Source organism: Cetobacterium sp., from assembly GCF_048470075.1.
Lineage (GTDB): Bacteria > Fusobacteriota > Fusobacteriia > Fusobacteriales > Fusobacteriaceae > Cetobacterium_A.
This window is the reverse complement of sequence record NZ_DBGBQB010000054.1, coordinates 1-10,674: the sequence shown is the minus strand read 5'-3', so window position 1 is coordinate 10,674 and position 10,674 is coordinate 1. Positions and strand designations below refer to the sequence as shown.

Annotated in this window: 13 protein-coding genes; 8 read left to right on the top strand and 5 right to left on the bottom strand. The window is 32.4% G+C overall.

The features are described 5' to 3' along the window. Positions 1-80: 80 nt before the first annotated feature. The 8 genes from ACMOUI_RS01880 (at position 81) to ACMOUI_RS01845 (ending at position 5,690) form a co-directional block, all read left to right on the top strand. On the top strand, positions 81-560 hold the full coding sequence (locus ACMOUI_RS01880; protein WP_418964052.1) for an AmiS/UreI family transporter: 480 nt from the start codon (positions 81-83) through the stop codon (positions 558-560). 32 nt (positions 561-592) lie between these two features. Then, on the top strand, positions 593-895 hold the full coding sequence (locus ACMOUI_RS01875) for an urease subunit gamma (protein ID WP_297433581.1): 303 nt from the start codon (positions 593-595) through the stop codon (positions 893-895). Positions 896-924: 29 nt separating this feature from the next. Beyond that, on the top strand, positions 925-1,233 hold the full coding sequence (ureB, locus tag ACMOUI_RS01870; protein ID WP_418964051.1) for an urease subunit beta: 309 nt from the start codon (positions 925-927) through the stop codon (positions 1,231-1,233). A 12-nt stretch (positions 1,234-1,245) separates the two neighbouring features. Then, positions 1,246-2,964: an urease subunit alpha gene (gene ureC / locus ACMOUI_RS01865; RefSeq protein WP_418964050.1), complete on the top strand. Its 1,719-nt coding sequence runs from the start codon at positions 1,246-1,248 to the stop codon at positions 2,962-2,964. Between the two features lie 69 nt (positions 2,965-3,033). Then, the gene (locus ACMOUI_RS01860; RefSeq protein ID WP_418964049.1) at positions 3,034-3,507 is read left to right on the top strand and encodes an urease accessory protein UreE; all 474 of its coding nucleotides are present in this window, start codon (positions 3,034-3,036) and stop codon (positions 3,505-3,507) included. Continuing rightward, on the top strand, positions 3,500-4,219 hold the full coding sequence (locus tag ACMOUI_RS01855; RefSeq protein WP_418964048.1) for an urease accessory protein UreF: 720 nt from the start codon (positions 3,500-3,502) through the stop codon (positions 4,217-4,219). The genes ACMOUI_RS01860 and ACMOUI_RS01855 overlap by 8 nt, the downstream gene beginning before the upstream one ends. A gap of 23 nt (positions 4,220-4,242) precedes the next feature. Beyond that, positions 4,243-4,854: an urease accessory protein UreG gene (ureG, locus tag ACMOUI_RS01850; RefSeq protein WP_418964047.1), complete on the top strand. Its 612-nt coding sequence runs from the start codon at positions 4,243-4,245 to the stop codon at positions 4,852-4,854. A 2-nt stretch (positions 4,855-4,856) separates the two neighbouring features. Then, entirely contained in the window at positions 4,857-5,690 is an 834-nt protein-coding gene (locus ACMOUI_RS01845; protein WP_418964046.1) for an urease accessory protein UreD, read from the top strand. A gap of 22 nt (positions 5,691-5,712) precedes the next feature. Here the strand turns inward: ACMOUI_RS01845 and ACMOUI_RS01840 are convergent, their stop codons facing one another. From ACMOUI_RS01840 to ACMOUI_RS01820, 5 genes are all read right to left on the bottom strand, one after another. Continuing rightward, on the bottom strand, positions 5,713-6,345 hold the full coding sequence (locus ACMOUI_RS01840; RefSeq protein WP_418964045.1) for an ABC transporter ATP-binding protein: 633 nt from the start codon (positions 6,343-6,345) through the stop codon (positions 5,713-5,715). Continuing rightward, complete coding sequence (locus ACMOUI_RS01835; RefSeq protein WP_418964044.1) at positions 6,326-7,285, bottom strand: ATP-binding cassette domain-containing protein; 960 nt, start codon at positions 7,283-7,285, stop codon at positions 6,326-6,328. Before ACMOUI_RS01835 ends, ACMOUI_RS01840 begins: the two co-directional genes overlap by 20 nt. Positions 7,286-7,293: 8 nt before the next feature. Next, on the bottom strand, positions 7,294-8,121 hold the full coding sequence (locus ACMOUI_RS01830) for an ABC transporter permease (protein WP_418964043.1): 828 nt from the start codon (positions 8,119-8,121) through the stop codon (positions 7,294-7,296). Between the two features lie 4 nt (positions 8,122-8,125). Then, a complete protein-coding gene (locus tag ACMOUI_RS01825) occupies positions 8,126-9,115 on the bottom strand; it encodes an ABC transporter permease (protein WP_418964042.1) in 990 nt (329 codons plus the stop codon). Beyond that, a partial coding sequence (locus ACMOUI_RS01820; protein ID WP_418964041.1) for an ABC transporter substrate-binding protein occupies positions 9,112-10,674 on the bottom strand: 1,563 nt, incomplete at its 5' end. The genes ACMOUI_RS01820 and ACMOUI_RS01825, both read right to left, overlap by 4 nt.

The window sequence follows — 10,674 nt, the reverse complement described above, 5'->3', positions numbered from 1 at the left end:
AAAAGAAATTATATTATAGTTTTGTATAACTTAGCGACATGAATAGAATACAAAATAAAAATTTAAAAGGAGGTGAAAATATGCTAGGTGTAGCTCTGTTGTTTGTAGGAATAGTTTTAATTAGTAATGGTATGTGCAGACTTTATAATGTAGATGGAAAAGCACAATCTGTAATGAATATATTTACCGGTGGATTAACTCTTATATTAAATATTGTTTCCATAACAAGAGGTGATTATTACAGTGGTGCAACTGGATTGCTATTTACGTTTACATATTTATATGTAGCTATAAATGGAATTTTTAATTTGAATCCTATTCCCTATGGATGGTTCAGCCTGTTCGTTACAATAAACACACTACCTGCTGGATACTTATCTTTAAAGTCAGATTGGAGAATGAGCATCATTTGGTGGCTTTGGGGAGTCCTATGGTTAACAGGTTGGATAGAAACAGTTCCTAAGAAAAATTTAGGTAAATTTACACCTATGTTAGCAATCTTTGAGGGTATAGTAACAGCTTGGATTCCAGGATTTCTAATGTTGATTGACATGTGGTAGAGTTCTAATTTATTAAATGAGGTGGTAAATATATGTATTTGACAACAAGAGAAAAAGAAAAATTAATGATAAGCGTTGCAGCCGAAGTTGCAAGAAAAAGAAAGAATAGAGGAGTTAAATTAAATTACCCTGAAACTATAGCATACATATGTGATGAAATAATAGAAGGTGCAAGAGATGGTAAAAGTGTAGAAGAGTTAATGTCTTATGGTCAAACCCTACTAAAAAAAGAGGATGTAATGGAAGGAATAGCAGAGATGATTCCTTTAATTCAAGTTGAAGCAACATTTAGAGATGGAACTAAACTTGTAACTGTACATAACCCAATACAATAGTTTTAAATTAAAATAAGGAGGAGACATTTATGATTCCAGGTGAATATATATTAGGGAAAGATAAAATAGTTTGCAATAAAGGTCATGAAGCGATAGAGGTAGAAGTGGTTAATAATGGTGATAGAGCTGTGCAAGTGGGATCACATTTTCACTTTTATGAGGCAAATTGCGCTCTAGATTTTGACAGAGACATGGCTAGAGGAAAAAGATTGGATATACCTTCTGGGACAGCTGTAAGATTTGAGCCAGGAGATAAGAAAGTTGTAAAGTTAATCGATTTTAGTGGAAGAAGAAGAGTTTTTGGATTTAATAATAAAATTGATGGTTATTTAGACTAGGAGGTTCAAGTTATGAGTTTTGAGATGGATAGAAAAAAATATTCAGACATGTTTGGTCCTACAACAGGAGATAGTATAAGACTTGGAGATACCAATTTATTTGCAAAGATTGAAAAAGATTTAACAGTATATGGAGAGGAATCAAAATTTGGAGGAGGAAAAACTCTAAGAGATGGAATGGGATTAAATCCTATAGAAACTAGAGAAGGGAATCCTTTAGTTGTAGATACAATAATAAATAGTGTTGTAATTATCGACTACACTGGAATATATAAAGCTGATATTGGAATTAGAGATGGTAAGATAATTGCTATCGGTAAAGGTGGAAATCCAGACTTAATGGATAATATAGATTTTGTTGTTGGAGCGAGTACAGAGTCTATTGCAGGAGAGGGACTTATTGTTACAGCAGGTGGAATAGACACACACGTTCACCTAATAACACCAGATATAGTTCACGCTGCACTTGATAATGGAATAACAACAATATTCGCAGGTGGAACAGGACCAGCAGATGGAACTCGTTCTGCAACAGCTACTCCAGGTGCATGGCATATAGAAAGAATGCTACAAGCTCATGATAATCTACCTATAAATATAGGAATTTTAGGTAAAGGAGCTGGTGATAATGAGAGAGTTATAGCTGAGCAAATAGAGGCAGGAGCTGTAGGATTAAAAATACATGAGGACTGGGGAGCAACACAGGCAGGTATAGATTATACTTTAAGAGCTGCAGATAAGTATGATGTTCAGGTTGCAATACATACAGACTCGTTAAATGAGGGTGGATTCGTTGAGCATACATTAAAAGCAATAGCTGGAAGAACAATTCACACATATCATACTGAGGGTGCAGGAGGAGGTCATGCTCCAGATATAATGGTAATGGCAAGTCATCTAAATGTTTTACCTTCATCTACAAGTCCAACAAATCCATATGGAAAAAATAGTGTTCCTGAGGAACTTGATATGTTAATGGTTTGTCACCATCTAGATCCAAAGATACCAGAAGACGTGGCTTTTGCGGATTCAAGAATAAGAAAACAAACTATAGCAGCTGAAGACGTATTACAGGATATGGGTGTTATTAGTATGATGAGTTCAGATACAATGGCCATGGGAAGAATTGGAGAAGTAAATATGAAGACATGGCAATTGGCAGATAAAATGAAAAAACAGCGTGGTCCATTAGAAGGGGACAGTGAATACTGTGATAATAATAGAATAAAAAGATTTGTGTCTAAATACACTATAAATCCAGCTATAGTTTCTGGAGCAAGTAAACATATAGGTTCAATAGAAGTTGGAAAATATGCAGATTTAGTTCTATGGGAACCGAAAATGTTTGGAACAAAACCTATGATGATATTAAAATGTGGAACAATAGCTTATGGAGTAATGGGAGATGCAAGTTCAAGTTTACCAACAACAGAGCCAAGATTAGTTCGTGAACTATATGGAGCTAAAGGAAAAGCTCTATACCATTCTCATATAACTTTTGTATCTAAGTACGCTTATGATCATAATGTAAAAGAGAAGTTAGGATTGGAAAAAATAGTTTTACCAGTTGAAAATTTAAGAAATCTTACAAAAGAGGATATGAAATTTAATAGTGAATTACCAGATATAAAAATTGACCCACAAACATATGAAGTAACAATTAATGGTGAATTAATAACTTGTGATCCATTTGAAGAGTTCGCATTGGCACAAAGATATTATCTGTTTTAAATAAAAATCAGACGAGAGATTATTCTCTCGTCTGAAATTATCATAAATAAAGTTCGCTTAGGAGGGAATATGCTATTTGAAAGAGTCTTGGGAAACATAAAGGATATCAACGGTAAGGGCAACTACGAAATAGAAAAGATTGTAATAAAAAGTGATGACTTAGAAAAGAAAATTTTGAGAGTTGAATCTGTAAATGGAAATGAATATGGAATTAGTTTAAAAGAGAGTGGAGATAAATTAGAAAATGGATCAATACTATATAATGATGGTAAAAAAATAGTATTTATTGAAACAGATTTAGAGAAAGTTTTGGTAATATCTCCCCAAGATATGGATCAGATGGGAGAAATCGCTCATTTTTTAGGAAATATGCATACACCTATAAAGGTAGAAAATGAAAAGATATATCTTCATTATGATAAATATTTAGATAATACTTTAAAAGAAAAAAAATGGCCTTTTGATATAGAGCATTTAAAATTTAAAAAAGCCTTGAGACATATTGAGCATAGTCATGGGCATCATGGACATAGTCATGACTAATAATAGCGATAAAGAAAAGACAATTATAACTTGGCAAATATTAAATATATTACAAGTTTGTGATTCCGCTTTTCCAATTGGATCATTTAACCATTCCTATGGAATGGAAACATATTTAAGAGAAGATGTTATATGTGATGCTCACACATTTAATAGATGGTTGACCATTTTTTTCAAAAATCAATATTTATATAATGAAGGATTAGCAGTTAAGCTGGTATATGAATTACTAGAAAAAAATGAAAAAAATGAAGTTTGGAATATAGATCAACTTTTAACAGTTCAAAATGTTGCTATGGAAAGTAGAGAAGGTGCTAAATTAGTAGCATATAGAAAATTAGATGTTGTATTAGAACTTTTTGATATAGATCTATTAAGAGAGTATAAAGAGAGAATAGATAAAAATATAAGTTATGGAAATCCTGCAATTGTTTTTGCAATTTTGATGCATTATTTAAATGTAAAAAAAGATATGGCAATTGTATCCTATGGATATAGTGTGGCATCTACTTTAGTTCAAAGTGCTGTTAGAGCAATACCGTTGGGACAAAAAGATGGACAAAAAGTTTTACAGAATGCTCTTTCAACTTTAGAAGGTGTGAGAGAGGAGATAGAGGAGCTATCAATTGATGATTTAGGATATAATATTCCCGGACTTGAGATATCTCAAATGAATCACGAAATATTAACATTTAGATTATTTATGTCATAATAAAACTAGGAGAGTGATTAAAGATGAAACCAGTTGTAATTGGTGTTGGAGGACCCGTAGGAGCAGGAAAAACTTTATTGGTTGAAAGAGTAACTAGAAGATTAAATGATGAATATGAAATGGGTGTAATAACAAATGATATATATACAAAAGAGGATGCCAAATTTATGGCTGAAAACTCTGTTTTAGATAGAAGTAGAATAATTGGAGTTGAAACTGGAGGTTGTCCTCATACAGCAATAAGAGAGGACGCTTCAATGAACTTTGCCGCTCTTGATAAAATGAAAAAAGATTTTCCTAATTTGGATATTATTTTCCTAGAAAGTGGAGGAGATAATCTAGCTGCTACATTTAGTCCAGATTTAGTGGACTTTTCAATATATATAATAGACGTTGCACAGGGAGAAAAAATTCCAAGAAAAGCTGGTCAAGGTATGATAAAAAGTGATCTTTTTATAATAAATAAAATAGATTTAGCGCCATATGTAGGAGCAAATTTAAAAGTTATGGAGCAGGATACACTTCATTTTAGAGATAAAGGGACATTTATTTTTACAAATTTAAAAACAGATGAAGGAGTAGAAGAGGTAGTAAAGTGGATTAAAAAGAACTGTTTATTAGAAGGGTTAAGATAGCTATGGAAAGATGTGATGGAAAAATTGAAATCATATTGGAAAATCATATTCCAAGAAATGAAACAATTATAAAAAAAATATATCATGAGGGTGTTTTTAAAGTTTCTCCCACTATACACTTGGATGATGAAAAAATTCCATGCTATTTTTTAATGCATATGGGTGGAGGATACTTAGAGGGCGAACACTGTTACAATGATATACATCTAAAAAAGGATACAAGAAGCATCATAACTACCCAAACGCCAACAATAATCTATAAATGTCTAAACAATATTCCAGCTAAGCAATTTACAAAGATACAATTAGAGGAAAATAGTGTATTAGAATATATTATGGATAATACAATACTGTTTAAAGATGCTAGATTTGATCAGGAGACAGATATATATCTAGATTCCACATCAACTCTGATATTGGCGGAGGGAATAACAGCAGGATGGTCCTCAGATGGAAAGCCATTTCAATATAAGTTGGCTAAAATGAAGAATAGAATCTATTTAGATAATAGATTAATTCTATTGGATAAATTGATGTTATCTCCAGAGAAAAATGATTTATTTTCAATGGGACACTTTGAAAACTATCTGAACTATGGAACAGCAATTATAATAGATTCAAGAATAGATTTAGAGTTTGTGGAAAATATGAGAGAGTATCTACAAGAGTATGATATAGATGTGAAGTATGGAGTATCTAAGTTGGAGATTCCAGGTATTGTTGTAAGAGCTTTAGGAAATTTAACACAAAACATTCAAAAGATAATCTATGGAGCAACAAACTATTCAAGACAGAAATTATTAGGCTCCTCTAAATTGGATTTAAGAAAGCAATAGAAACAATAAAAGCCATGAGTCTTCATGGCTTTTCATTTGTTTCCTCAATAAGGTTTTTTAAAGGTAGCTCTTTAGTACAAATTTTATTAATAAGAGCTTGAGAGTGACTGATTATAACAATACCTATATTCTCTTTTTCGCAGAACCTTAAAATAACCTGCCATATCTGACTTTGAGTGATTAAATCAAACATTGTTGTAATCTCATCAGCTAATAAAAATTTAGTTTTTTTATTTAGAACACGTGCTATACAAAATCTTTGAAGCTCTCCACCAGAAAGTTCTCTAGGGAAACGGTTGAGCCATTTTTCCTGAATTCCCAAGTCTGATAAAAGTGTTTCATCTATCTCACCAGATTCTTTTAAAATTTGTTTCATTCTAAGTCTGGGATTAAGTACTTGTTCAGGGTGTTGCCATATCATTTGAACAGGACAATAGCCTTTAAATTTATGAAGAGGTGTATCATCTAAAAGAACTACGCCACTACTGGGACTTTCATATCCAGAAAGTATTTTACAAAGAGTGGTTTTTCCAAATCCACTAGGTGCAGTAATAGCAATTTTTTCACCACTTTTAATATGAAAATTTAAGTTTTCAAAAATATTTTTACCATTGGGAATATGACTATATGATATATTATTTGCTTTTAAGTACATTTTTATCCTCCTTTTCTAAAATACATCTTACAAATCCAGAGTTTGTTTTTTTCCAGGGAATATTTCCCAAACATTTAGGATTTGCATGTGAACAGTTATTATAAAAGGAGCACCCTTTATTTTCAGAGCCTTGTGAGAAACAATTTAGAGAAAATGAATGAAAACCATTTTGTGGCATAGCGTGAAATAGAGCTTTTGTATAGGGGTGGTTTAAATTATCTAATGAAGAAAAATCATTGGTGGAGATATCTTCAATAGTTTTTCCATCATAGAAAACAACGATTCTATTGGCTATTTTTAATGCTATATCCAAATCATGGGTAATAATAAGAATACCAATACCTTCGTTTGCTAAATCTTGAAAATGCTTCGCAATGTGATTTAAAGTTTTAGAATCTAGCCCAGGAGTTGGTTCATCTGCCAAAATAAGTTTAGGGGAGCTATACACAGCTGTAGATATAAGAACTCTACGAATCATACCTCCTGATAATTGAAAAGGATACATATTTGCGACTTTTTCATCCAATTTATATTTTCTCAAAATTTCTAAACATCTCTCTTTAGCTTTTGAGCTATTATCACCTTTTCTAATCTGTGAACCAATTTTAATTAAAGGATTTAAGTAGGATACACTCTGAGGAATTAAAGCAATATTTTTTCCCCTTTCCTCTCTTTTTTTTTCCTCTGTTAAAAGGTTGTCATAGAAATATATTTCACCACTTAAAGTGGCATTATATGGTAATATACCTAAAATACTATGGGCTAGTAAACTCTTTCCAGAACCACTGGCACCAACAATGGCAACAATCTCTCCCTCATGCACAGATACACTTAAATTATGTATAGTCTGAGTCGTTTCTTTTTTTAAACCATTATATTGAGTGAAAGAGATAGATAAATCTTTAACTTTAAGTATCTCTCTATTGTCAGTTTTATCCATACATCCTCCTACTTATGAATTTGATTAACATTAAAAATTTTACTTAAATTATGTCCAGCATAGTCAAATAAAACAACTATTAAAACTAAAAAAAATCCGGGAAAAAGACCTAACCACCACTTACCAGTTGAAAGATAACGCATACTTTCTGATAAAATTATACCGATTGCAGGTTGTTCAGGGGAGAGCCCAAATCCTAGAAAAGTGATACTGGCCTCATGAAGTATAGCATGGGGAAATAAAAGAATAAGACCCAATAAAAACTGTGGAAGTAGATGGGGAATCATATGATTTTTAACAATATGAAATTTACTAACTCCAAGTTTTTGAGAGACTGAGATATAATCACTATTTTTAAGAGATAGAACTTCACTTCTAATAACTCTAGCAAGACTGGGCCAATGAGTCAGAGTAACTCCTGTAATCACACCTAAAAATCCTTTTCCACAGGCAAAAGATATTAAAATTAAAAGAAGAATATGTGGAATTCCCATTATTAAATCTATTAACCAGGTTACAATTCCATCTGCAGTCTTTCCACCAAATGCGGCAAGAGTACCTAATGAAAGGGCAATAACAGAGCTGATACCAGCGGTGATAAGCCCTATTCTAATACTCATTGAAAGTCCAGAAAGAGTTCTACTGAACATATCTCGTCCCATCCAATCTGTACCAAAAATATGTTTTGTATTAGGTGAGATATTTGTCTGAGTGAAATCAACTTTTAAGGAGTTCTCTGAAAAATACCAACCTAAAAGAGTGATTCCAATTAAAAAAATAAATGTAAAGCTAAGCGTAAAGATATCTTTTTGCTTATTATTTACTCTGATTAGCATCTAATCACTCCTTTTTCTTTTTTATACCTATTCTAGGATCAATTATTTCATACAATAGATTCGCTATTAAATTACCTAAAAAGACAATGGTTGCAGTGACAACCGTTATGGCTAATAAAAGAGGAACATCTCCACCAAGTCCAGCCTTTACAGTAGCTTGACCAAGTCCAGGATAGGAGAAAACAGTTTCAATTAAAACAGAACCACCAAAGATTTCACTTATAGATACAAATTGTAAAGTTATAGCGGGTAAAAGAATATTTCTAATACTATGTCTAAATACAATACTAAAAGTATTTTCACCACGAGCTTTAGCAAATAGAACATAATCACTATCTAAAACTTCAATCATTTTTTCTCTCGTATGTAAAATTATAGCAGATGAATTGACAAAAATAAGAGTAATGATTGGTAAAATAGCGTGATAAAGTCTATCTTTAAATGTTACATTGGAAAAATCCATTCCAATAGGAACACTCATTCCAATAGGAAAAATATCTAGCCAAACAGAAAAAATTATAAGCAATAAAAGAGCGAACCAAAAAGATGGAACACTGGCAGATATTAAGGCATACTTGTGAATAATATGATCAACAATTTTATTTCTTTTAAATCCAGCTAAAACACCTAAGAAGAATCCTAAAAAACCAGATAGAAGCCAAGCTATTCCCATGAGCCATAGAGAACTATATAATCTCTCTTGAAGAATTTGTATAACAGGTCTTCTATATAGGAGGGAGATATTCATATCCCCCCTTAAAAAATCTTTAAACCAAGCTATATAACGTTCAGTTAGGGGAGTATTTACTCCCCAATATTCCTGAATTTTTTGTAGTTGTTCAGGGGACATAGAGCCCTTAATAGTTTGCCCCAGATTCATCTCTATTGGATCAAGTGGGGATAAAGAAACTAAAATAAAAGATATAACACTGACACAGAAGATTAAAAAAACAGCTCTAATTATTTGTTTTATAATAGAGTTGGTGCTTTTCATTGCTCCTTACTCCAAGACCACTGATCGACATTGTTAACGATAGACCAACCATGACCATGAGGGTGAATCTTTTGAGCAGCAACATTAAGCCCATTTTTAACCCAGTATAAATGATCAATATTAACTAACCAAATCCAAGGGATATCTTTAAAAACTTCCTCCTGTGATTTTTTCCAAAGTTCAAAAGATTTAGGTAGATCATTAGTGGAAAGAGCTTGGTCCATTAATTTATCCACCTCTTTATTAGAGTATGGAGAGTAAGTTGCTAATTTACTATTGGGAGCTGTGTGATATATATTATACATCTCCATAGGAGTGTGTGCACCCCAACCCCAGATTAAAGGTTCAGATTGTGCTCTAGTGTAAGCAGTATCCCAACCCACACCTTCAAAAGTTACAGCAATTCCTAAATCTTTAAGTTGGTTTGCTGTTTCTGCTGCTAACGCCTGTCTAACAGAATCATTTGCAGGATATAAAAGATTAAATTTGGCAGGAATACCATTTTTCTCTCTAATCCCATTTTTTCCAACTTTCCAACCAGCCTTATCTAAAATCTCTTTAGCTTTTTCAGGGTTGTACGTAACCACAGTATTATTGTTAAACCATGGCATCTTGTCAGCCACTCCATAGGCGGGAGTTCCATGACCTTTTAAAATATATTTTATTAAACGGTCTCTATCAAGACCAATGTTAATAGCTTGTCTAATAGCTAAATCACTGGTAACATCATTACCAATATTCCCATTTTTAGGGATAGTAGGTAGGTTAAATGTTCTATTATCTACTGAGTGTGCAGCTAGAATGTTATAGTTTTTAATTTTTTCTTGAGAGAGAGAGGGAGTTGTATATGCCACATCAACTTTATTTGCCTTAGCTGCAGCAAAAGCAGCATCTTCACTCATAAATAAAACTACAACATTTTCAATATTCGGAGCTTTACCATAGTAGTTAGGATTAGCTTTTAAAATAACTTGTTGACCTTTGTCCCATTGGTGTAAAACGTATCTACCAGAACCTATGGGATTTTGACCATAGTTTTCATTGTAGGCATGTTTGGGAACAATTCCAACATTAGCCATGCTATAAGGCCAAATAGAATAAGGTTTATTCATATAAAAAACAACAGTTTTATTATCTTTAGCTTCGGCTTTATCCAACATAGTAAAATCATTTACAGTACTTAACTCTTTAACTTTATTGTATGTAAAAGCCACATCTTCCGCTGTCAATGGTTTTCCATCAGTGAAGAAAACATTATCTCTAATTGTAACAGTCCATTGTAGACCATCATCAGATACTTTTATATCTGTGGCTAAGTCATAGTCAATTTTTAAATCTTTTGTTGTTGTTGTAAGTGTACTTTGAATAAGAGGTTCATGAACATGTTCCCCAGCACCCCATCCAAAAGCTGGATCAAATCCACCTTCAGGTTCTGAAGTATTTCCCATTGCGACTACGACGGTGTTATTTTCTGAACTGGCTTCTAAAAAACCAGAAGTACTACATAAGATAAAGGCAATAGCAAGTAGTTTATAAATCCTCTTTTTTAACATTATATC